23 protein-coding genes are annotated in these 24119 nt (G+C 45.9%); 20 read left to right on the forward strand and 3 right to left on the reverse strand.

What is annotated here, in order from left to right; translation table 11 throughout:
* Nucleotides 1–26 precede the first annotated feature (26 nt).
* The 4 genes from EI981_RS11685 to EI981_RS11700 all read left to right on the forward strand — a co-directional run bounded on the left by EI981_RS11685 (nucleotide 27) and on the right by EI981_RS11700 (nucleotide 3346).
* Complete coding sequence (locus tag EI981_RS11685; RefSeq protein ID WP_127004589.1) at nucleotides 27–968, forward strand: polysaccharide deacetylase family protein; 942 nt, start codon at nucleotides 27–29, stop codon at nucleotides 966–968.
* Between the two features lie 112 nt (nucleotides 969–1080).
* Entirely contained in the window at nucleotides 1081–2370 is a 1290-nt protein-coding gene (locus EI981_RS11690) for a WD40/YVTN/BNR-like repeat-containing protein (protein WP_227011805.1), read from the forward strand.
* A gap of 194 nt (nucleotides 2371–2564) precedes the next feature.
* Complete coding sequence (locus tag EI981_RS11695) at nucleotides 2565–2750, forward strand: hypothetical protein (protein ID WP_126998304.1); 186 nt, start codon at nucleotides 2565–2567, stop codon at nucleotides 2748–2750.
* Nucleotides 2751–2950: 200 nt separating this feature from the next.
* The gene (locus EI981_RS11700) at nucleotides 2951–3346 is read left to right on the forward strand and encodes a DUF2500 domain-containing protein (protein ID WP_126998306.1); all 396 of its coding nucleotides are present in this window, start codon (nucleotides 2951–2953) and stop codon (nucleotides 3344–3346) included.
* An 83-nt stretch (nucleotides 3347–3429) separates the two neighbouring features.
* On the opposite strand, the gene EI981_RS11705 is transcribed toward EI981_RS11700, so the two are convergent.
* Complete coding sequence (locus tag EI981_RS11705; RefSeq protein ID WP_126998308.1) at nucleotides 3430–4746, reverse strand: FAD-dependent oxidoreductase; 1317 nt, start codon at nucleotides 4744–4746, stop codon at nucleotides 3430–3432.
* Nucleotides 4747–5024: 278 nt separating this feature from the next.
* Here EI981_RS11705 and EI981_RS11710 point away from each other — a divergent pair, with 278 nt between their 5' ends.
* The 9 genes from EI981_RS11710 to EI981_RS11750 all read left to right on the forward strand — a co-directional run bounded on the left by EI981_RS11710 (nucleotide 5025) and on the right by EI981_RS11750 (nucleotide 15092).
* Nucleotides 5025–5447 carry a cell wall hydrolase gene (locus EI981_RS11710; RefSeq protein ID WP_126998310.1) on the forward strand — a complete coding sequence of 141 codons (423 nt, stop codon included), beginning with the start codon at nucleotides 5025–5027 and terminating at the stop codon, nucleotides 5445–5447.
* A 39-nt stretch (nucleotides 5448–5486) separates the two neighbouring features.
* Entirely contained in the window at nucleotides 5487–5936 is a 450-nt protein-coding gene (gerQ, locus tag EI981_RS11715) for a spore coat protein GerQ (protein ID WP_126998312.1), read from the forward strand.
* Nucleotides 5937–6703: 767 nt separating this feature from the next.
* Nucleotides 6704–7984 carry a hemolysin family protein gene (locus EI981_RS11720; protein ID WP_193556453.1) on the forward strand — a complete coding sequence of 427 codons (1281 nt, stop codon included), beginning with the start codon at nucleotides 6704–6706 and terminating at the stop codon, nucleotides 7982–7984.
* Nucleotides 7985–8288: 304 nt separating this feature from the next.
* Nucleotides 8289–9197: an ArsR/SmtB family transcription factor gene (locus EI981_RS11725; RefSeq protein ID WP_126998316.1), complete on the forward strand. Its 909-nt coding sequence runs from the start codon at nucleotides 8289–8291 to the stop codon at nucleotides 9195–9197.
* A 242-nt stretch (nucleotides 9198–9439) separates the two neighbouring features.
* Complete coding sequence (locus tag EI981_RS11730; RefSeq protein ID WP_126998318.1) at nucleotides 9440–11161, forward strand: ABC transporter substrate-binding protein; 1722 nt, start codon at nucleotides 9440–9442, stop codon at nucleotides 11159–11161.
* Between the two features lie 65 nt (nucleotides 11162–11226).
* A complete protein-coding gene (locus EI981_RS11735; RefSeq protein ID WP_126998320.1) occupies nucleotides 11227–12180 on the forward strand; it encodes an ABC transporter permease in 954 nt (317 codons plus the stop codon).
* 16 nt (nucleotides 12181–12196) lie between these two features.
* The gene (gene opp4C / locus EI981_RS11740; protein ID WP_126998322.1) at nucleotides 12197–13132 is read left to right on the forward strand and encodes an oligopeptide ABC transporter permease; all 936 of its coding nucleotides are present in this window, start codon (nucleotides 12197–12199) and stop codon (nucleotides 13130–13132) included.
* A 12-nt stretch (nucleotides 13133–13144) separates the two neighbouring features.
* The gene (locus EI981_RS11745) at nucleotides 13145–14134 is read left to right on the forward strand and encodes an ABC transporter ATP-binding protein (RefSeq protein WP_126998324.1); all 990 of its coding nucleotides are present in this window, start codon (nucleotides 13145–13147) and stop codon (nucleotides 14132–14134) included.
* Nucleotides 14127–15092 (forward strand): ABC transporter ATP-binding protein, encoded by a 966-nt coding sequence (locus EI981_RS11750; protein WP_126998326.1) that lies wholly within the window; start codon nucleotides 14127–14129, stop codon nucleotides 15090–15092. The genes EI981_RS11745 and EI981_RS11750 overlap by 8 nt, the downstream gene beginning before the upstream one ends.
* A gap of 1035 nt (nucleotides 15093–16127) precedes the next feature.
* Here the strand turns inward: EI981_RS11750 and EI981_RS11755 are convergent.
* Together EI981_RS11755 and EI981_RS11760 are read right to left on the reverse strand one after the other, a co-directional pair.
* On the reverse strand, nucleotides 16128–17360 hold the full coding sequence (locus EI981_RS11755; protein ID WP_127004591.1) for an aminopeptidase: 1233 nt from the start codon (nucleotides 17358–17360) through the stop codon (nucleotides 16128–16130).
* 88 nt (nucleotides 17361–17448) lie between these two features.
* Entirely contained in the window at nucleotides 17449–18801 is a 1353-nt protein-coding gene (locus EI981_RS11760) for a TrkH family potassium uptake protein (protein ID WP_126998328.1), read from the reverse strand.
* 147 nt (nucleotides 18802–18948) lie between these two features.
* Between EI981_RS11760 and EI981_RS11765 the strand changes: the two genes are divergently transcribed.
* From EI981_RS11765 to EI981_RS11795, 7 genes are all read left to right on the forward strand, one after another.
* A complete protein-coding gene (locus EI981_RS11765) occupies nucleotides 18949–19221 on the forward strand; it encodes a hypothetical protein (RefSeq protein WP_193556454.1) in 273 nt (90 codons plus the stop codon).
* A gap of 36 nt (nucleotides 19222–19257) precedes the next feature.
* Nucleotides 19258–20322, forward strand: coding sequence for an AI-2E family transporter (locus EI981_RS11770; protein ID WP_126998332.1), 1065 nt, complete (start codon nucleotides 19258–19260; stop codon nucleotides 20320–20322).
* Nucleotides 20323–20477: 155 nt separating this feature from the next.
* A complete protein-coding gene (locus EI981_RS11775; protein ID WP_126998334.1) occupies nucleotides 20478–20945 on the forward strand; it encodes a hypothetical protein in 468 nt (155 codons plus the stop codon).
* A 189-nt stretch (nucleotides 20946–21134) separates the two neighbouring features.
* On the forward strand, nucleotides 21135–21647 hold the full coding sequence (locus EI981_RS11780) for a hypothetical protein (RefSeq protein ID WP_126998336.1): 513 nt from the start codon (nucleotides 21135–21137) through the stop codon (nucleotides 21645–21647).
* A 110-nt stretch (nucleotides 21648–21757) separates the two neighbouring features.
* Nucleotides 21758–22198 carry an Rrf2 family transcriptional regulator gene (locus EI981_RS11785; protein ID WP_126998338.1) on the forward strand — a complete coding sequence of 147 codons (441 nt, stop codon included), beginning with the start codon at nucleotides 21758–21760 and terminating at the stop codon, nucleotides 22196–22198.
* A gap of 176 nt (nucleotides 22199–22374) precedes the next feature.
* A complete protein-coding gene (locus tag EI981_RS11790; protein ID WP_126998340.1) occupies nucleotides 22375–23046 on the forward strand; it encodes a response regulator transcription factor in 672 nt (223 codons plus the stop codon).
* Between the two features lie 155 nt (nucleotides 23047–23201).
* Nucleotides 23202–24062, forward strand: a complete 861-nt coding sequence (locus EI981_RS11795; protein WP_227011806.1) for a sensor histidine kinase — start codon at nucleotides 23202–23204, stop codon at nucleotides 24060–24062.
* Nucleotides 24063–24119: the final 57 nt, after the last annotated feature.

Here is a 24119-nt window from a genome sequence, read left to right on the forward strand (position 1 = left end):
TATCTGTAGTTGCATCGAAGAGTTTAATGAATGATAAGACAGGTTCATCGGCTACGGTCGTATCTCCTCAATTGGAAAGTCAGAAGGACAATTCCACTTCCTCAGGACCTGAAGCTGTTCAAGAGGGAAATAACCCTTCTGATGATTCATCAAATAAGGATGGAAATTCTGACAAACCTTCCTCTAACACGAATTCTAATGACAACGATGAACAAGCGGAACAAGATCAAGAGGCCCAAGACCCTAAGGATTCCGGTAAGGACGACTCTCAGGTAGATAAAGATAAGAACCAGGCTCCAGTGGATAAGAACAACGATGCCTCGAAGAAGCCGGTCCAGAAGGATGATCAAAATAACGCTGAGAAAGTGGTCTATCTAACGTTTGACGATGGTCCCGGCAAGTTTACATCACAGATTGTCAAAATACTTAATGATAACGGGATTCATGCTACTTTCTTCATGGTTGGCGGTAATTTGTCAGGCAACGAGAAGGCAGTAAAGAAGGCACATGAGGCAGGCAATTATATTGGTATGCATAGTATGTCTCATGATAAGAAGAAATTGTATGATCATGGTAGTAGTCCATTCATTAAGGAGTTCCAGAAGGAACAAGGAATGATGGAGGATATTATTGGAACGCCGCCATGGCTGATCCGTGCTCCATACGGGAGTGCGCCAATGATTGATAAGAAATTCCGTGATGATATCGTTGATGCTGGCTTCAAGATGTGGGACTGGACGGTTGACTCCATGGACTGGAGTTATTCGAAGCATCCTGAGAAAATTCTGCAGCAGGTGAAGAAGCAGGTTCATCGCGATAGAGAAGTAATTCTTATGCATGAACGATCTCAGACCGTCAAGATTTTGCCGGATGTGATCTCCTATTTGAAGAGTAAAGGTTATACCTTTGCCGTCTACAAGCCTGACCAACATTTCTCGGTGAACTTTGCCAAAGATAATAGATTGTAAAGCCGTGACAGCTCTTAAATATAGCTTTTGTGAGGAATGGAAGAGTCATAGAGAGACATCATATAGTAGAATGATAGGAATGGACGAGTATTTGAAAGCGAGGTTTTAGTTCTTGAGAAGGTGGTATACGTTAATCGTGATTATGACAGTAGCGGGTATGCTGCTGACTGCCTGTTCTTCAAAATCACCTGCAGTTGATCCTAAGGATCAAGCGGGTGAGACTTCTGAAGAAGGACAAACCTTGACTGTTATTAACCCGGATTCCGTGGGAAGTAAAACAGCTGCGAATAGTCCTGCTAATGAGACACAAAAATATGAGATCCAGACTAGGTTGACGGATTTTCAGCTGCTGGGGGATTCCACGGGCCTTGCCTGGGGAACGACCCGCAGTGAACTTCGTCTCTATATGACGAATGACAGCGGCGAGACTTGGACCAACATATCTCCAGCGACCTCGGTGCTATTCTCCAGCAACCCTCAGTATGGGAAAGATATTTATTTTGTGAGTCCGACCCACGGCTGGATTATTCGTAATTTTAGCGAGTCCGGCGAGGCCATTGTACTTCGGACGATCGATGGAGGAGCTACCTGGAAGATGACCTCTTTGCCTAAAGCGAATGAGGTTGCTTCCGTATTCTTTATTAATGAGGATCGGGGCTGGATCTTATCGATTGATAACAGTCAAAAGAACGATACGACGAAAACGCTGTATTTAACAAATAATGGCGGGGCAAGTTGGATAAAGGTGATGAGTTCTCCATTATTCCCGACAGGACCCGAGGCAACGAATGCAACACCAATTCAGAGCAACTCTGTATCCATGACATTCTCCAACGAGAAGTTGGGATATATTAGTGCGATCGAGTTCGGACATCCAGAGTTCTATGTGACGAGGAACGGGGGAGTATCCTGGAATAAGAGCGATCAATTCTTCGATATGAGTAAATATAAGAATTGTTCCAGCTTTCTGACGGGTACACCTACTTTCTTCAATAATTCAGATATCGGCTGGATTCCGGTTGGATGCTCGCGGGATGATGCTGTGAAGTATAATGGATATTTTACAAATGATGGCGGGAAGACCTGGGCCTACGCTCCATTTGATATCGATTGGATCACGGAGACGAACAAGGGAGCTGCCCCATTCTTCATCAATAGCTTGGAAGGCTGGAATATCCGTAACGGTGCGGTATACCACACAACGGACCAAGGGAAGACATGGACAGCATTGCCGGTCAACGGGAAGCTGCATGATGTGATGACGAATTTAGCATACAATCAAGTGGTAAAATTACAATTTTACACGGCGAAGTTCGGCTGGCTGCTTGTGGCTAAGAGTGACGGAAAACGCTCTCTGCTCATGCAGACGACGGATGGGGGGAGAAGCTGGCGCGTGCTATAGTACGTGCTGGCTTTTTTTATATGAAAGAGGTTATCAGAGTAGAAAAGAAATTTAATAAAAAAATTTGTGATATATCTAATATTGTGAAAATAATCACATGTGTGTGCAAAACTTTGTGATATATTTAACTTGTAAAGAGAAAAAGAAATAACAAGAGAGAATCTAACGAAAATTAAACTTAGGAGTGAGTAATCATGAAAACAATGAACCAAGAGCAAACTACCCGCAAATATCTGCAATTCTGTTATACTTGTGAAGACGCTCATCTGTGTACTACTGAAGAAGCTTGCCAAGATTGCTGGGCTCAGAAAGGAATGTTGGAAGCAGAACATGACGGTGCCGAAGAAACACGTCAATTACTGCAAATGTACTATGCATAACTCAATAAGCCGAACGATAGAATAGCCTTCGATTCCAATAAGGGATCGGGGGCTTTTACTGTTATTTTAGGACAAGATCTCATATTTTCCTACATTTGCGAATATCAAGTTTTAAATAAGACGGCATATACATAAGAAAAGACAGGGCATCAAATGGCTCGCAAACGCACCGCTCGAGTTGGATCTTAGGAGGGAGAAGAATGGAATCATGGGCTGAAATGCTAGGGGTAATGAATACCGCTTTTCCGATCTTTCTCGTCGTCATCTTTGGGGTGATTCTCCTGACTTCGGCGAGTGGAATTAGACGTTATTTTGCTAATAACCGACAGCCTGTACTATGTGTAACTTCAGTGATCGTAGGCAAGCGGACCGAGGTATCGCACAGGCATGACACTGAGACGTCCGTGAATCGCTCGGATACGAAGTACTTCGTTACTTTTGAGGTTGAGAGCGGGGACCGCCTTGAATTTGTAGTAAGCGGGCAGGAATATGGTCAATGCTCAGACGGAGATGAAGGGAAGCTGACGTTCCAAGGCAGTCGTTACTATGGATTTGAACGTCTTAGTCGAACTTATCGCGGACTGCATGAGTATTAAAAGCTCCATAGTACAAGAAAACTAAGAGCTGTCCAGGGCGGACAGCTCTTTTTGCATACATTTATAAAATAGATGTGAGTTGATTAGTGCGCTAAAGATTCAGTTCGGGATAAGAGCAGCTTGGCTACCGTCCTGCCGCTGGAGAAGGCACGTTCTGCCAGTTCACCCTTGCCCTCGCATCCGTCGCCGCAGAAGAAGAAAGGAACATCCGGAAGCTGAAGCGGTAGCAATCGATTCGTAACGATATTCTTGACGCTCGATACCATGGCTTTCTTCGACATCCGTTTGACTTCGGTGACTTCACGCCAGCCCGGATAATACGTATCAAACAGCCTTTCCATCTGTTGAACCTTGTTATCCAGGTACTGCTTCTTCTCGTCATCGCTTAAGGAGTCATCATTTAGATAAGCGATGCCTTGCAGTAACTGCCCACCGGATGGAGCCACGGTATGGTCGGTGGCCGACACATCACTGATGAACAGCTTGTTGTCCATATCACTAATATAATGGAACGGTCGCGATACCACTTTGGAGAGGCCTATATCATATACGAGTACCTCATTTGCCGTATTGTTCTTGTACGGCTCGAATGCTTGATTCCAGGACGTTGTCTCGAGCAGTTTGGCAACTTGTTGAACCGGCATCGCCATGACGACTCGGTCGAACTCAAGTGCTTCACGGCTCTTGGTGTTCAGAATGTACTTGCCATTCTCTATCCGAATGGATTCAACAGGCTCTTTGAGAGCGATATCCCACTTCTCATTCGCTTCAACTTTACTGCGAAGCTGATTGGTGATAGTGGACCAACTGCCGAGAATGTAGCTTACCGGCCTGCCGGAGAGGAATAAGTTGTGATAATAATCAGCGATGACTTCACCGGATACTTGGCGGGCATCCTCTGGACTGATGAAGAAGTTGGAGCAGACCAGATGCTCCCATAGTTCCTTGACGTCCTGGGATGCATTCGTATGATCCAGATACTCTCCCAATGTGCGGTGGTTCTTCAATTGATGGAGATGCCCGATTACGGCAGCAACTTCAGTAATGAATCTGACCTTCTCCCTCTTGCTGAGTACATCAGTCTTCATAATATTAACAAAGTCGAGTGGAGCCGGCGTAAGGGCTTCATGCTTGGCATACACTACTTTGCGCTTATCGACCTGTTTGCTCTGGAACTGAAGACCCAGCTCGTTCTCCATATTATGCAGCGTGTGTCTGTCGATTCCATAAACCGCATGTGCCCCAAAATTCAATGTAAAACCCAATTTCTCATAAGTGAACGCTCGTCCGCCGATTTGCGGGCTGCGTTCGAACACCGTACCTTCGGTGTCTGGACTGTTGGATAAGTAAGCGGCGGCAGTTAAGCCGGCAAGTCCACCGCCAATGATCGCGATTTTCATGTGAGAACCTCCTAAAAGGTGTTATGGAAGGAGCTCTGGGTGAGTACGCATATGAAGTGCTGTATTTTATCCATATTCATTTACAGTATATGCTATTCATGTAAGCGCGTCCATAGAAATAGACACTAAATATTCAAAATTGAAATCGCATACAGAACTGATGCGGTTTTTGGCTGATCCATGTCTTCGCCATCATATTATTCTTCGTTATTGTTGCACCAATATAGGCTACTGCACATACGATATAGCGTTAAGAAGTGAGGAGAGGGGAACGGTACATGGCAGTTATAAAAACGAACTCCTCAGATGTCAGTCTGTTGGCAAGATTAATTCGCGCTGAGGCTGAAGGCGAAGGCGAGCTCGGAATGCTCATGGTAGGTAACGTAGGCGTGAATCGGATTCTTGGAAATTGCCTTGATTTCAAGAATATCCGCAGTATGGACGATATGGTGTTTCAGTCTCCTGGCGGCTTCGAAGCAACGCAAAAAGGCTACTTCTATCAAAGAGCACGCGATCGTGATATTCGTCTGGCCCAGAGGGCGATTAACGGCGAGAGGACTTGGCCAGCCAGCAACGCATTATGGTTCTTCAGACCGGCCGGAGATTGCCCGGCTACCTGGTATAACCAGCAAAATACCGGAAGATTCAAAGCCCACTGCTTCTTTGCTCCTTCCGGCGAAGATTGTCCAAGTGTATATTAGTGCTTTGCTGTAATTTCATTTTAAGGAGGAAATTGATTCATGTTCACACAACCTTATCGCCCAGCCGGTTATAATGCCGGATATGCAGTTCCTCGTAGCTATTCGTCGATGTCTACAGGAACTACCCAGACTTCTACAATGCCGCCGCAGGTTCCAGTAGGCAGTCCGATGACTTCGACGGGAACCGTCGTACCTACCCAGACGCCAGCCTTCGAGCAATCCTATATCGAAAATATCTTGCGTCTTAATCTGGGAAAGATCGGCACATTCTATATGACCTATGAGAACAACTCGGAATGGAACGCAAAAATCTTCAAGGGCGTGCTGGAAGCAGCCGGTCGAGATCATATTATTATTAGTGATCCGAAAACAGGGGTAAGAACGATGCTCCTGATGGTTAATTTCGACTACGCTACCTTTGATGAGCCGCTGAAATATTCATATCCATATGCATCAGGCAGTGTACCTCCAACAAGAGGCTGCTGCTAGAGGCAGTAAGCGAAATATACAAGGAGCTGTCTAGAAAACCAGCGTGAACGTACTTATCAAGCGGTCAAAGATGACCGTTAGAGCAAGAAAAAACAACTACGTTCTTCTAACGGACACTTTTGACCATTAGAAGCAAAAAATGTGGGTTTTCGCGACATTTCCCTCTTGTAATGGACATAATCGTCCGTTACAAGGGCAGAATGCCAAAGCATCAACGCTAACGGTCAATAATGTCCGAGTGATCAGGGGCATCTCAAAGTCGATAAATCGACTTTCGAGACAGCTCCTTTTTCCTGTGGTTCTGCACATTGTGGAATCTTGAGAATAGAATGGATATTTTTCATAAAAAACGCTTGTACTCCAGTCATACACTATGGTTTGACTGTGTAGTGTATAATAATATAATTATAGATGTAACGTACTTAAAATGAGTGTTCCAAAAGTTCGGTTTTCAGCATCGAGAAGGTTGGATGAAGCCAGGGTCTGAGGAGCGGAGCGTACGTAGTTTGTACGTGAGCACCGGAAGACCCGGGTGAATTCAAGATTCGATGCCGAATTACTTCATGATTCACTTCGTGATCAAAAGCGGACTTTTTGAACTACCTCTTATAAGGGGAGATGAGTTCATTGGGGAGTTGACGATATATAACCGTAATAAACAACAATATTATTTTATACCGCGAAGGAGGTGCACCTATTCTCCGTAATAAGCGGGAATAGGATACGTCTTGACTGACCCTTTACCGAGTCTTTTTTCATTAGGACTAATGTTGTTATTGGTCTTGCTTAACGGTTTTTTCGTGTCGGCCGAGTTTGCGATCGTCAAAATCAGGAGCGGCCGGATTGACGCTTTGGTCGAAGAAGGACGCAAGAGTGCTATAACTGCCAAGCACTTGTTAAATCATCTGGAAGGCTATTTATCTGCCTGCCAGCTCGGAATTACATTATGCTCGCTGGGGCTTGGGTTCCTTGGTGAACCGGTTGTGGCCCGGATTCTAATGCCTATATTCGTATGGGCAGGAATGGGCGAGAGCTCGGTTCATGCGGCTTCATTAACGCTGGCTTTTGTGCTTATCGCTATATTTCATATTGTGCTCGGGGAGCTTGCTCCGAAGACAATCGCGGTGCGCAAGGCCGAAACAGTAACTTTATTGTCTGTTCCGCCGATGAAGATATTTTATAAAATTATGTATCCGGCCGTGTGGTTGCTTAACTCGATGTCCGCGGGTCTGTTGAGACTATTCGGTATTACGCCAGTCTCCGGAATGGAATCATTGCATACGGAGGAAGAGATCCGTGTGATGATGAAGGAGAGCAGCGAGAGTGGACTGATTGATAGCACGGAGATGTCGCTGGTTGACAATATTTTTGAATTTGCCGATACAACGGCAAGAGAGATTATGATTCCACGTACCGAGATGATCTGTCTCTACACCCAAAATTCGATGGATGAGAATTTACAGATTGCTCTGGAGGGTACTCGCACTCGTTATCCTGTATGTAATCAAGATAAAGACCATATTATTGGTTTCATTCATATTAAAGATTTGATACGCTCTAATACAGATGATTATCATCATTTGATTCGTCCGATTATGGCTGTTCCTGAGTCGATGCCAATTAGCAATTTGATGAAGCAGATGCAGCGCGGCAAATGTCAGATTGCGATTCTGATTGATGAATACGGTGGAACCTCCGGTCTTGTCACACTGGAAGACATCATTGAGGAGATCATTGGGGAAATCCAGGATGAATTTGATGAGGAACGACCAGGTATTGAACAAATCGAGGAGGATGTGTTCTCCATTGACGGTCTGATGCTGATCGATTCCGTAAATGATCGCTTCGGATTAGAACTGGACTCTGACGATTATGATACGATTGGTGGATGGCTCTATTCAAGAATTGAAATATTGCCGCCTCAGGTCGGTCAAACTGTGGAATATGATGGTTGTATATACATCGTAGAGGAAACTGACAACAAGAGAATTTCACGCGTCAAATTGCTGAAGCAGGAATTTATTCCATTGGAAGAAGCAGGCGCTTAGACCATAGATAAATGAAGGGCACGGTGATCATTTCATCGTGTCCTTCGTTTACCGAAAACGATTACATCTAATAAATAGGATTCTATCAGAATATAAGATCTAACTATGAATGTAAGTTCAAAAAGTCAAACTTTCAGCACCGAGAAGGTTGGATGAAGCTAGGGACTGAGAAGCGGAGCGTACGTTTGAGTACGTGAGCATCGGAAGCCCGGCTGAATTCAAGATTCGATGTCGAATATGCCTTCAGTGTTATTCCGTGATCAAAGGGGGACTTTTTGAACAACCTCTAAGGGAGTGTGAAAAGGTGTCATACCATTTAGACATACAATATAGTCGCAAATTCGAATTCATCAGCAGCCTACATAGCTATATATGCCGCAAATCGCACAAAAAAATTGATCTGACACCGAACTGGGCTCAAAAAATTAAACAACAGCTTACTCCCGATTTATCCGTGATGCTTGATGAGTTAGAGGTGAATGGAGACTGGAAGTTCTCTTATCTAGTCATTTTGCTCTCAAAGGGAATGAATGAGATCAAAGAGGTGATTGCTTGGCTGCAGAACATGTCTGTCGGGGAGCTCTATGAATTGTTTGCGCCATATGGCAATCAGTTTCCGGCGAACATGGGGGAGTTCCAGCAGAGGATGATCACGGTATTCAGCGAATGGAACCGGCAATACTTTGAACTATCTGATCCGGCAATTCACGATGCGCTGCTCGTCCATCTAGAAGAGAGACGGACAGCTATGGGACATATGAAGCAGGAAGCATTTATTGATGACACGACGAATGGCTTGGTGTTTGAGCCTGTCTCCGGAGTGGACAAGCTGCTTCTCGTCCCGCAGTACCATTTCCAACCGATGAATGTAATCATCCAGTACGGAGATGTGCTGTTCTGCCACTATTCGTCTAGGACGGATATCGGAGAAGAGGATTTTATGCCAATGCATGATTTTCGTACGATCCGTGCGTTATCGGAGAAGAGTCGCTTAAGGATACTTCGTTATTTGCATCATGGACCTCGCAGTTTCATCGAAATTGTACGTGAAATGAATCTATCCAAAGGGATTACCCATGATCATATTGCCAAACTACGTAGCGCCGGGCTGATTTATGTTCATTTTCAGGGCGAGACCGTGACAGAATATAGCTTGCGCCGCAAAGCGCTTAACGAAATTCAGAGTAAATTACTCGATTATATTGAAAAATAATAGACAGCCTTTTTCTCGTAGATATCGAGAGAGAGGCTATTTTTTTACTTTTAATTCTTTAAGTTTCGTTATTATAAGAAATCTTTATCAGTTCTCTCTTTACAGAACCGATCAACGTACTTATAATAAACACTAACAGTTTCAAAGCATAGTTAGTCTGTCGGAATAATCGAAATTCTACATATGCTTAATATTTAAGGGATTTACAAAATTATATTTTCAAGAGGGGCAGGAGAGGTCTCATGAGAAAAAGTGCAATTTTGTTAACTTCATTAATACTAGCGGGTTCATTGCTATTGTCGGCATGCTCGAGCGATAATGCGGGGAATACGGCAAATACCGGATCCACCAACGTATCTAGCAATTCTAGTGCAGCGAACAGTGCTGTAGATGCGGATCAGCCGATTGCAGCGAGCGATATGGCAAAATTGCCAGCGCTGGCACAGAAGCGTACAGATACGATCATTGTTGGTTTGACCAATCCAAGCGGTGCATTCACGCCTTACTTCCAACAAAGCGGTTATGACGGCAACGTATCTTCGCTGTTGTACTCCAGACTCGTCACACAGGATGACAAGGGGCTTGCTGTTCCAGAACTTGCAGAGAGCTGGGATATTTCCGACGATCAACTTACTTACACCTTCCATCTGCGTAAGGATCTGAAATTTAGCGATGGATCTCCAATGACCGCGGATGACGTAGCATTTACCTGGACTTTACTATATGACAAAGCCTATGATGGCGATTCGATCATTCCTTCGATCGGGATTAAGGGCGGGCAAGATTACAAGGAGGGCAAGGCAACCTCTATCGAGGGGATTAAGGTCAGTGATCCGCTTACTGTATCCGTCACTCTGGAGAAGCCAATTGCCACAGCACCGATCATACTCGGCGGCGAGGTTCTGTCCAAAGCGTATTACGGCAAAGATTATAAATTCGGTGATCTGGAATACATCAAGAAATTGCATGAGAATCCGGTTGGCAACGGCCCTTACAAGCTGGAGAAATTCATTCCAGGCCAGGAAGTTCGTATGGTAGCCAATGAATACTTCTACCTGGGCAAGCCGAAGACGGAGCATTTCATTTATAAAACCTCTGAGGGAGATACCTGGCAGTACCTGGAGACCGGGGAAGTAGACTATGGTTCCTTTACTGCAACACAGGACAATCTGAAAAAGTTGAAAGATATGGGGTACTTGAATATCGTTCCTTACACTCCAAGTGTATATGGCTATTTGGGTGTCAATCTGGATCATGAAGCTTATAAGGATAAAAATGTGCGTCAAGCGCTCGCCTACGGACTGGATCGTCAGGGAATCTATGTCGATGCCAACCAAGGAGCAGGCCAGGTGGCGAACATTCCGACAGCTCCAATCTCTTGGTCCTACACCGAAGATGGAATCAACCCGTATGCTTATGATCCAGAAAAAGCGAAGCAAATCCTAGATGATGCTGGCTGGACCGTTGGCTCGGATGGAATTCGCGAGAAGGACGGCAAGAAGTTGACCTTGCACTTCCTAGGCAGCAAGAGCCCAGCTACCGATATCTTCATTGCTGTCGCTACAGAGAACTTCAAGGAGATCGGCATCAATTTCCAACCTGAGGTATTCGCGGACTTCAACGCACTGGTTGCTAAGTACGAAAGCGGCGACTACGATCTCGTATCCTTCTCAACGCCAATTCTGAGCGATCCTTCCGACGGCGTGCAGCAGTTCATCAATGGAGAGATCAAGGGATACGACAATCCGAAGGTGAAGGAACTTTATTATGAAGCACTCTCCACAAGCGATACGGAGCAGCGGAAGCAATACTATGCTGAAATGTACAAAATTCTGAACGACGAACTGCCGGTTATTTTTACAAGCTATAGAAAGAGCTATTATGCGTACAATGGCCGGCTGGACGGGGTTATCAACAATCCGTTCGCAGGATTCCAGGATGTTAATAATTGGACTCTGAAATAAATTATTAATCCACTCATCCCCTATACTGTATGACAGTGTGGGGGATGCATCATAAGGAGCCGATCATGAGCACATATCTTGTTAAACGTCTCACTTATATGATTATCATTCTGTTTGCCGCGTCGCTGCTCATTTTTTGCTTGTACGCTTTTACGCCTGGCGATTTCATCAGCGGCAATATGAAGCTTAGCCCTGAGCGCAAGGAGGAGCTTCGTCAAATATACGGGTTGAACAAACCGGTTCTCGAACGATATGCGATTTGGATGAAGAATGCCTTCCACGGAGACTTTGGATATTCTCTCGCGCAGCAGAAGCCGATTCTTCAGCTTTTTAATGAATATATATGGAACTCCTTCTTGCTGGCGATCGTCTCGACCTTCTTCACTTGGCTGATCTCAGTCATCATCGGCGTGATCGCAGCATACAAGCAATATTCCTGGTTCGATTCGCTTATTATGGTCGTCATCTTTGCCGCCATGTCGATCCCGTCCTTCTTCATCGGACTGCTCCTGATTAAGGGCTTCGCCGTCGATTTGAAGTGGCTGCCTCCCGGAGGCATGACAACGACTGGGAGCAATGCGACTGGGTTTGCTTATGTGAAGGAAGTCATTCAACATATGACCCTGCCGGTTGTGGTTATGACGCTGCTTAGTCTTGGATCATTAACCCGTTACTTCCGCAGCAATATGATCGATGTGATCAAGCAGGATTATATCCGTACGGCCCGCGCCAAAGGGCTTAAGGAGCGTAAAGTGTTGTTCACACACGCCTTGCGCAATGCCTTGCTTCCGGCGATCACGCTGGTCGGCTTCGAGCTGCCGGCATTGTTCGGTGGTTCCTTGATCATCGAGAAAATCTTCAACTGGCCCGGGATCGGACAGCTCTATATGTCATCCTTCTCATCGCGGGATTATCCGCTGCTGATGGGATTCACGATGTTCATTGCAATCCTGACCGTTATCGGCACATTGTTGTCGGATCTGCTCTACAAATTGGCTGATCCACGAGTGAAACTATAAGGAGGTCGTACACCCTATGTCAGCTATGAGTGGTAATCTGGCCTCCGGAGGGGCGAAGACACCCGTCAAAGCAACTGCCGTGAAGTCTTCGCTGTGGAGGCAGTCCATTAAACGTCTTATGAGGAACAAGCTCGCGGTTAGCGGGTTTGTCATTGTTATTTTTATGATTCTGTTTTGCTTTATTGGCCCGCTCTTCTCGCCATATTCGGGCAATCATAACAATCTGGCAATGATGAATAAGGCGCCAAGCGCCAAGCACTGGCTGGGAACGGACCAGCTTGGCCGCGATGTTCTGACCCGCGTTATGTTAGCGGGCCGCATCTCCTTAACCGTTGGCTTCGCATCGATGGTACTGTCGGTATTTATCGGCTCTTTGCTGGGGGCGATTGCTGGGTATTACCGCGGGGTCGTTGATCAAATCATTATGCGAATCGCCGATCTGCTGTTGACGATTCCAAGCCTGCCGCTGCTGTTCATCGCCGGTGCGATGTTGTCCGCCTGGAAGGTCCCGACCGACTATCGGATGTACATCGTTATGATCATGCTCAGCTTCGTTGGCTGGCCGGGTCTGGCCAGGTTAGTCAGGGGCGAGATGCTCAGCTTGCGCGAACGTGAGTACATGCAGGCAACCATTGTTCTTGGTTTGCGGGACCGCCGCAAGCTGTTCCATCACTTGCTGCCGAATATTACACCGTTATTGATCGTTATTGCAACATTAAATATCGGGGGATCGATCCTGATGGAATCGGTGCTGAGCTTCTTCGGATTGGGTGTCATTCAGCCGACTCCAACTTGGGGGAATATGATCGATTCAGCCAACAATCTGATCGACTTCCAGGAGAGACCTTGGCTGTGGATTCCGCCAGGCTTGTGTATTTTCATCACCGTAATCGCCATCAATATTTTTGGTGACGGACTTCGAGATGTATTGGACCCCAAAAATAAAAGGTAGGTGGCTGTCATCATGGCAAATCATTTGCTCGATATTGAACATTTAAGCACTTATTTCTATACAGAGGAAGGCACTGTGAAGGCGGTTGATGATGTCAGCCTGCAAGTACGTAAGGGAGAGACGGTCTGTATCGTCGGTGAGTCCGGCTGCGGAAAGAGTATAACAGCGATGTCGGTTATGGGGCTGATCCAGGGTCCGAATGGGAAGGTTGTGGGTGGCAAGATCGATCTGGACGGAACGGATCTACTTCAATTGAACAAGAATGAGCGCCGGGTTATTCGGGGCAAAGAAATCGGGATGATCTTCCAGGAGCCAATGTCGTCACTGAATCCGGTGCTGACAATCGGACGGCAGATTATGGAGCCGCTGGTCGAACATCTGCGGATGAGCAAGAAAGAGGCTCGCAAGCGGGCGATTGAATTGATCGAGCAGGTGGGCATTTCGCGTGCGGAACAGATTGCGGACTCTTATCCGCATGAGCTTAGTGGCGGTATGCTGCAGCGGATTATGATCGCTATCGCGATCTCATGTCAGCCGAAATTATTGATCGCTGATGAGCCGACTACGGCGCTGGATGTTACGATTCAAGCGCAAATCCTCGATATTTTGCGTAATTTCCGGGAAGAGACCGGCATGTCGATCCTGCTTATCACACATGATCTGGGTGTTGTTGCAGAGATGGCCGATTATGTCATCGTTATGTATTCCGGTAAGGTCGTAGAGGAAGGCGAAGTTACCGAATTATTCGCTAATCCGAAGCATCCGTACACCCAAGGTTTGCTGCGTGCCAAGCCGATTCTGAATCAGCGGCAGGATGAGCTGTACTCGATTCCGGGGCAGGTGCCTAATCCGCTGGAGCTGACGGAATCCTGCTATTTCCATGATCGCTGTGAGCATTGCATGGAGATCTGCAAAGTCCGCAGACCTGAGCTGAGAGAGCTTGGTACGGAGCAGAAGGTCGCTTGCTGGCTGTACGAAAAGGAGGCGGCGCTTCATGTCTAGGCCGTTATTAGAAGTTAATCATCTGAAGAAGTATTTTCCAATAAAATCAGGTCTGTTGAACCGTACCGTCGGTCATGTGCGGGCAGTTGATGATATAAGTATTGCGATTAATCCGGGCGAGACCTTCGGGCTGGTGGGGGAATCCGGCAGCGGGAAGAGTACGGTGGGCAAGAGCATCGTACGTTTGATGGAAAAGACGTCAGGGGACATCATCTTCAAGGGGCAGGACCTATATGACTTATCTCCGCAGGAAATGCGTAAAATTCGCCCACAGCTGCAGCTGATCTTCCAGGACCCGTACAGCTCGTTGAACCCACGGGTACGTGTCGGCGATGCGATTGGCGAGGCGCTAATCGATCATGGTCTTGTACCGACGGAAGAGGTGAGGGAGCGAGTAGAGGAGGTACTAGCCTCCTGTGGCTTGTCATCCTATCATATCAACCGTTTCCCGCATGAATTCTCCGGCGGCCAGCGGCAGCGGATCGGGATCGCTCGTGCGCTCGTGCTGAATCCGGATCTGATTATTGCTGATGAACCCGTATCAGCGCTCGATGTCTCGATTCAGGCTCAGATCATTAATCTGTTCCGGAATTTGCAGGAGACACGCGGCTTAACCTATTTGTTCATCTCGCATGATCTGAGTGTAGTAGAGCATCTATGCACACGGATCGGCGTGATGTACCTCGGTACGATGATGGAGACAGCACCACGAGATGAGCTGTTCAAGAACCCGCTGCACCCATACACGAAGGCTTTGCTGTCAGCGGTGCCTATTCCGATTCCGAAGCTGAAGCGGGAGAGAATCGTGTTGAAGGGTGACATTCCGAGTCCGGCCAATCCGCCTGCCGGCTGTAAATTCCATACTCGCTGCCCATTCGCCGTAGAACGCTGCAAATCCGAAGTTCCGGAATTCCGCAATGTTGGCAGCGAGCATCATGTGGCTTGCCATTTGGTCTAAGCTTCGGTGGCATTGAGTTAGTTCAGTGCATGCTGAGCGAGATTCTAAGGCGTGTTAGTGGCATGTGGAATGTAGGAGTGTTGCTGAGATGTGGGGTACTGTAATTAGAAGAAAGCTAAGTACAAAAGCTTAAAGTAGAGGCTAGGTGCAGAGCTTAGAGTAGCAGTTAAGTGCAGAGGTTAGAGTAGAAACTGAAGTCAGTAGCTAGGTATTGAGGTTAGAGTAGAGGCCGAAGTGCAGAAGCTAGGTGCAGAGGTTAAAGTAGAAGCTGAAACGCAGAAGTTAGGTGTAGAAGTTAGAGTAGAAGCTGAAGTGTAGAAGAGCTTAGAGTAGAAACAAATTGTAGAAACAAGGTGCAACGGCAAGGTGTTAAAACTGGAGCATTAAGAAGTAAGTTCGGAGTGCTAACGGAAATGTAAGCCGCTATATGGCTGAAATCAATAGGTTACAAATCCTAACGGAAATGAGGGACGTTATTCGGCTAAATCCGAGTAATGTCTCTCTTTTTTGCTCCAATAACGTCTCCTAGTTCCGTTAGAAATTCAAATGGCCTTATTTTACCGAAATAAGGGCTGTGATTTCCGTTAGCCGCATAATGAAATTAAGCAAGTTTATGCGCAGGAATCTTGGAATTACCGTTATCGCAGTTACCGCACTTACCGACTTTTTGCACCCATAGCACTTATGGCACCCATCGCACCTATCAAACGTACCAAGCGGTCAAAACTGACCGTTAGAGCAAGAAAAAAGTAACTTCGCTCTTCTAACAGACAGTTCTGACCATTAGAAGCCAAAAATGCGGTTATTCGCGACATTACCCTCTTGTAATGGACATGATTGTCCGTTACAAGGGCAACGTACCTGAGAAACGATGCTAACGGTCAAAAATGTCCGGGTGATCCGGCGTAACATGGGGATGTCCCCGATTTACCCCCGTTTTTGACGCGAAAAAGGGGCGTCTCCAAGTCGGATAATCGACTTTGAAGACAGCCCCTTCCTGCTGCGCGCCATGTGATGCACGGCTAAGGATCACTATTAAAACGCCCAAGCGCCTTGCTTGAAGACCGGTTCTTCTTGGCCGTCTTCGGTTACTCCGAAGATGTCCATCTCACCGGAGCCCACCATGAAGTCTTCATGAGCGAAGCTGGAATTCAATCCGGCTTCAAAAAGCTCATCCTTGCTCATCGCTTTGCCACCTTCCAGATTGAAGGCATAAGCGTTACCGATTGCTAGATGGTTCGAAGCATTTTCGTCGAACAGTGTGTTATAGAACAGGATGCCGGATTGGGAAATTGGCGAACCATGAGGTACCAGCGCCACTTCACCAAGGTAATGTGAGCCTTCGTCCAGCTCAATCAGATGCTTCAGCACGGACTCGCCAACTTTGGCAGAGCTGTCGATGATCCGGCCGTTCTCAAATGTTAATTTGAAGCCGTCGATAATGTTGCCGTTGTAGCTTAGCGGTTTCGTACTTGATACGGTGCCGTTAACACCATCTCTTTGCGGAGCGGTGAACACTTCTTCTGTCGGCATATTGGCCAGGAACGTATTGCCCTGAGCATTGATGCTCTCGGCAGCAACCCACAGATGTCCTTTTGGCAGCTCGATTGTCAGGTCTGTTCCTGGTGCGATATAGTGTAATTTCTTATATTTCTTACTGTTCAGATAATCAGCTTTCTCAGACAATGTCTTGATATGCTCGCGCCATGCTGCGACGGGGTCAGGCTGATCGAGGCGAACCGTGCGGAAGATTGCTTCCCACAGCGCTTCAACCTGCTTGTCCTCCGGCAAGTTTGGGAATACCTTAGCGGCCCAAGCTTGGGAAGGTACAGCAACGATGGACCAGCTGAATTTATCCGCCATCTGTAATGCACGGTACTTGCTCATTGCAGCTCCGTAGGTCTTCTGATGGTTTGTAATCCGTGTAGTTGATACGCCGTTAAGAAGGTCCGGATCAGAGGAGATGACGTGAAGCACAGCAGCGCCGTTCTCTACGAGTTCAAGCATTTCGCCAGCGTACCATTTAGGGTCGTCCAGGAACGATTCTTCAGCGGCCATGTCGTAACGAAGGCGGGTAATCGTATCATCGCTCCAGTTCACTTTGACTGTTCTGGCCCCTGCTTCATAGGCCTGTTCCACGATAATACGCACAAGTTCTGCAGAATCAATAGTAGCATTGACGACCAGGGCCTGGCCCTTCTGCACATTTACACCGATTTTGACAGCTAGCTCGGCATACTTCTGCAGTTTCTCTTGAAAATTCTCAATAGCCATAGTTACTCCTCCAATTAAAAAAGGGTTATTCTGTTATCATACTACGAATTACCGTTACTATCCAACAAGAAACGCGATTTATTTAACCAATGGTAATTTTCCCTTCCGGATAGCGCAAGAGATCCTTCTTAGACTTCGGCCTTATCGCGTAGGCTAGTGTCAAAGGTCCAATCCGTCCGATGAACATGACGAAGCAGAGTATAATTTTGCTAATCATGGTTAGCTTTGGCGTCAGATCGAGACTAAGTCCCGTCGTTGCGAAGGCGGAGGTCGTCTCGAACAGAAGGGGAAGAAGCTCCCGGTCCTCCAGTGCAGACAATACCATCGATACGGAAATGACCAGAGACAGGGCCATCAACGTCTGCGTAATAGCACGCAGAATAGACTCTTGGGGCAATCGCTTTTTGAAGAAGACGATGTCCTGCTTGCCACGGATCATGGAATATACCGCCCCGAGCAGAATCGCAAAGACGGTGACTTTAATCCCGCCTCCAGTCGAACCTGGTGCCGTACCGATAAACATAAGTAGCACGATGAAGAATTGAGTAGAGTGGCTCATGCTGCTGACATCTACCGTACTAACCCCGCCGGATCTGGAACTGATTGAGTGGAAGAAGGCTGCCGATATTTGCTGACCTAGCGGTAATTCTCCCAGGGTAGCAGGATTGAATATCTCGATTGCGAAAATAACGAGCGCGCCGATCGCGATCAGACAACCCGACATTGTTAATACAATCTTCGAATGCAGAGATAACTTTTTGGATTTAGGATACTGCAGCAGATCATGAATGACGATAAACCCTATACCACCGAGGAAAATGAGCATCATTACAACGATATTGATATATAGATCATTGCGAAAGTTGCCAAAACCGCTGGAGCTGTAATAGGAGCCGAATAGATCAAATCCACCGTTGTTGAATACCGATATACTGTGGAAGATACCGAAATATATGGCCTTGCCGAGCGGCATCTCCATAGCCCATCTGGCCGCCAGCAACAGAGCCCCGGTTCCTTCAATCGTGATCGTATAGTAGATGACACGGCGAATCAGTGCGAGCAGGCCGTCCATGGAATTGTAATTGATTGCTTCCTGTAGCACGAGTCGGTCCTTGAGTGTAATTCGTCGGTTCAGGGCAAGAGCAATTAACGTTCCGAAGGTCATAAAGCCCAGCCCACCCAGTTGGGTAAGCAAGAGGATTACGATCTGACCGAACAATGTAAAATGGACGCCAGTATCTACAACAGCTAGTCCGGTTACACAGGTTGCCGAGGTAGCTGTGAAGAAGGCGTCTACCAAATTCAACTTATGCCCGTTCACGGAGGAAATAGGCAGAGACAGCAGGAATGCGCCAATGATAATAATAACGCCGAAGCCGTAGGATAAGATTTCCGCCGGTGTCAGAGAGCGCGGTGCTTTTTTTCGCTGTGGCAATGAAACTTCACCTCATCATCGTGGTTATTGCTATTGGACAAAAAAATGTTACGATATTGCAGTAAGGAGGTGCTTCTACCTCGAATTATGATTATAATTGAAAACTATGGGAATATCGAATCCAATGAATAAAGGAGCAAAACCATAATGAATTTTAAAATACTACAATCCGAGATGCGTAAGGATGAAGATAGGGCTTATGTAGGTAAGACGATTTTTCAGGTCGACTCACATAAGGCGAATTATGAAATCACTTTTTTCAGTAAAAATAGCCGGGACTGGGACTACAGTCTTCATTATGCGAAAGAGTCGGGAGTTGAAGAAGAGCTCCTAGCGGTAGATGAACGGATTGAGCAGGATGACGAATGGTTCGATGGCTTACTAGACGCAGCCTGGAATACATATTCAGTAGAAGAATAGGGTAATTCTGCGAAAGGACTGAGGTGACAGCCCTTGATGGATAAACCGTACTACCGAAGAAGTCTCGGTATTATTATGGCGCTAACGATCATTTATTTATTATCCAAGGTCAGTTTTATATTTAATCCAATTGTAACCTTGGTTCAAATTCTGATCGTACCGCTGACGATTTCTGCTTTCTTGTATTATCTGCTGCGCCCGATCGTTATCTATTTGGAAGAGAAACGCATGAATCGGATTCTATCGATTCTGCTGATCTACCTCATGTTCGCGGGCGTAATTACGGTCTTTCTGGTCGTTGTCTGGCCACCGTTAGAACATCAGATTACCGAGTTCATTAATAATGTGCCGAAGCTCATTAACGGACTACAGGCACAGATGAACGAGATCCAGGAGAATCGTTATTTCTCCATGTTCAATGAGTCGGATCTATCGATCACGAACAAGCTGATGGAGTATGCCAACTCAGCGATTCAAGCAGCCAGCGGCTACATATCGCATGTTTTTAGCTTCTTAAATGACTTTGTTATCGTAGTCGGAACGGTACCGATTATGTTGTATTACATGTTGAAGGAAGATCGTCGGGTTAGACCGATGCTGGTCAGTGCGCTTCCAACCAAGTATCGTGAAGATGGAGACCAGGTTCTGCAGGAAATTGATGGCATGCTGCGAGGCTTTATTGCAGGACGAATGATCGACGCTGTAGTTCTTACCGTGATGAGCCTAATTGGGTTCTGGATTATTGGCCTGCCTTATCCACTAATGCTCTCGTTAGTCATGGGCCTATTTAGCTTTATTCCTTATTTTGGAACATTGCTGGGAGCAATACCTAGCGTCATTGTTGCCTTCACTATTTCCCCCGCTATGGTGATATGGGTCATTGTAGTCGTAGTTGTGTCTCATCAGATCGAGGCGAATTTGATCTCGCCCTATATTTACGGCAGGACCATTAATATCCATCCGTTGACAACGATTATTCTGTTGCTGATTGCCGGTGATTTTGCCGGAATTCTAGGGATGCTGCTGGCCATACCGGTATATATGATGATGAAAATAATTGCTATTCGTACCTTTAAAGTGTACAACATCCATAAAACATAAATCAGGTGTGAGCTTTTTATCATGTAACCGTGATCAATATCATATCTCCATCCCCGCATCATAAGAGATGATTAATTTACTAAATAGTAGGTGTTCAAAAGCGAACGATTTTGAACTAACTCTTAATCGAATTATCTCTCGGGGGGATGATAATTATGGCGATTACCGCCAAAGCGGGGAAGTATTTCTACGCCTGGAGCAAAATACTCCCTGACGGCTCCTTCTGTCTGTCGGATCAAGCCCTGCAGGAATATTATATTACTACTGAATCCAACGTCATTCTAATGTCTGGCCGGAATACGCTGAAAGGCTTCAGCGTACTCTGCAAGGAGAGAATCTCTAATTCTCCGCTCGCTGCAATTTTTAATAATGTGCCACAGGTACAGAATTTTACAATTCCTGCGGGTGAGGCTATTACATTTAAGCATCGGCTGTTCTGCTGGGCGTATCTGGACAAGGATCGGTATATACGCCTGCCGGAGGAGACATGGAAGCAATTCGGCGTTACTCCAGGGGATCGGTTATTAAGCTTGCGGGCCAACCATCTCGGATTTGATAATTTATCCGAGGGACCGTTCATTGATTTAGCCAAGCAACTCCGTGATATGATTGTCTACGAATAATTGTTCACTTCAACAATGGAAGCTATGTGTATAGATCGGATCAAAGAGTACTATCGCCTATTGGACGGGGCGTGATGTGCTCTTTTTTTCTGGGGACAAGCTGGTTAATGTAGAATGCTGCTGCACAATGTATAATAGGAAGGATGGAGAACTGCGGGACGGAAGGCGTCTCAATTAGAGAGGGAGTCGTTGCATAAAATGTTTGACCCGACGATATTTGAGAATTTGAAGGTTGTGCTGGAGGGTGCCGTATATGATCTAGACCTGAGTGGACAGGTTCTGGTGATTGGTCGACATGATCGCATAGAATTGTCTACGATGTCACGCTATTACTCACTGCGATTCTGTCTGCCGGAGAAGAAGCATATTCATGCGGAGCTTCGTTTGTGGGCCGATACAGCGGATTTAGCTAGCGAAATCCTGGAGCTGAACAGTCATAAACCGGGATGCTCGATACAGCCTGTATTCTTTATTCCGATACATGATCCTGAAGAAGAATGCATGCAGATAGCCCGCCTGGTCGAGGAGATATGGGGCACTCGCTACCAGCCGAAGCTAGAGATCAGAACGACCTATGGGGATAAGCAAGCTCCACAACTATTGAAGTTGTCGCTTCAATTCCACCGCAAATTCGGTGAGGAGATCGCGGGCGACTTTGCTTCCTTGCTAGAGCATATGATGATTTTACTGGATCGACTATAATAGTCGAATATCCATGAGGATGATTGTTGCGTTTTACAACAAACTATTGACATTTTCACGTTAGTGTAACTATCATTGTTACAATGGATGACAAAAGGGGGAGATACACTATGACGATCAGTTCAAGATTTGCTGTGGCTATTCATATATTGTCACTGCTCGAGCTGAACAAAGATGGCGTCTCTACTTCAGAATATATTTCCGGTAGTGTTAACACCAATCCAGTCGTTATTCGCCGTATTATGAGCATGCTTAGCAAGGCCGGTCTCGCCAATGTGCGCCCGGGCGTAGCCGGAGCTAAATTAGCCCGTGATATCTCGGAAATCACGCTGCTTGACGTATACCGGGCCGTGCATGTCGTGGAAGAGGATGGCCTATTCTCAGTGCATGAGAAGCCCAATCCCGAATGCCCGGTGGGTAGGAATATCCAGACATCGATCGAGCCGATCTTCTCGGCAGCACAGAAGGCGATGGAGGATACTTTGGCCAAGGTGACGCTACAGGATATCGTTGAGGATATCGGTGGGAAGGAAACTAATGTCTGTGATTGATAAATGAAGGAACGATAATATTCAATTATTAGAATTATTATAAATCCTCAGCCTCCTGCGACAGGAGTGTATTAGAATTAATCTTTATAACCGGGGTGGCTTAGGCTTCGCCGGTTATTCCATATGTTGGATTTATACCTCTCCGGGCCTTCAGTGAAGAGAAAGGAGATAACTTAATGGCAAAAGTATTGATTATCGAGGATGAAGAATCCATTCGAGAAGAGTTAGAGATTTTGCTGAAAAATACAGGGTACGAAGTTGTTCGCACAGAAAATTTTATAAATGCAGTAGGTGATGTAGAAGCCCATAATCCTGATTTAATACTGCTTGATGTCAACCTTCAAGATTATAGCGGGTTTTCGATATGCACGGGGATTCGTAAGTTTTCAAATGTCCCCATTATTTTCATTACCGGAAGAAATACTTCCATTGATGAACTGCAGGCCTTTTCCTTGGGAGGCGACGACTACATAACCAAGCCCTATCACCCCTCCGTGCTTCTGGCTAGAATATCTACCATCTTAAAACGTACAAAAAACAGTGAGCGAGCCGAGGAGCAGATTCTCATACATAAAGGACTGACACTGGATCTCCGATCATACAAGTTCATATATGATGGCAAATCGGAAGAACTGTCCAAGAACGAGTTCAAACTGTTGCATTACCTGTTCCAACGAAAAGGCGAGGTCGTTCCTAGATTGGATATTATCGAATATCTGTGGGATAACGATGTGTTTATCGATGACAATGCCCTGAGTGTGAATGTAACTAGAGTCAGAAGCAAGTTGGAGCAATTGGGAGTGTCTGACTTTATCGAGACAAAAAGAGGGGTAGGATATCGGATATGAGCTTCGGAAAATATCTGAAAGATAAAATCATCTTGATTCTCATGAATGGGATAGGAGTGTTTCTTCTGTCCCTTTACCTATTTGCAGTTGGAAACAACTCAGTTACTCTATCTCTTATTGTTGTCACATGGGGGATTATCTTTCTGATTTGGATCGTGGTGAACTATGTGGAGCGGAAGCGCTATTTTGACAAGATAGATGCATTAATGGAGGGACTTGATCAGCCCTATCTTATGCAGGAATTCATGGATCATTCATGGCGTCTAGAGGACCAGCTTTATCGGGAAATACTCAGAAGATCCAACCGCGCAGTGGTGGAGCGAATCTATCAGCTGGAGAATGAGCAGCAAGATTATCGTGAATTTATCGAAGGCTGGATTCATGAGGTTAAACTTCCGATCACCGGAATACGACTTGCCTGCCATAATCAAGAACAGGATAACAGTAGGCGCATAGAAAGATATTTAACCGAACTGGATAACGATGTAGAACAGGCATTATTCTATGCCAGGTCGGACCAGGTATACAAAGATTACATCATCAAGGAAACGGAATTAGAGGCTGTAATATTGAATGTGCTGAAGAAAAATAAGTACTTAATGATACAGAATCAAATGAGCGCCAAGGTAGAATGTGATCGCATTACTGTATTTTCCGATGGCAAATGGTTGGAATTTATTTTGGGACAAATTCTGCTCAATGCTATGAAATATAAGAATGAAAACGGCGGAATGATATCATTTCAGGCCGAGACGATAAATAGCGGAATCAAATTGACGGTTCGGGATAATGGAATAGGCATACCCGAAGGAGACAAGGCGCGTATTTTTGAGAAAGGCTTTACCGGCTCCAACGGGCGGAACAGAGGTAAATCCACGGGAATCGGACTGTATCTTTGCAAGAAGCTCTGCAATAAACTAGGACTTGAAATCAGCGCCCAATCTCAAGAAGGAGAATTTACGGAGGTCATTCTGCTCTTTCCCAAACACTCTTTTCTTTCAAAACTGAAAGGTTAGTGAAAGATAACGACATACAACCCAAGAATGCTAAAGACTATAGTTGTGTTATCCGTT

Origin of the sequence: Paenibacillus lutimineralis (assembly GCF_003991425.1) — a bacterium.
GTDB classification, from domain to species: Bacteria; Bacillota; Bacilli; order Paenibacillales; family Paenibacillaceae; genus Fontibacillus; species Fontibacillus lutimineralis.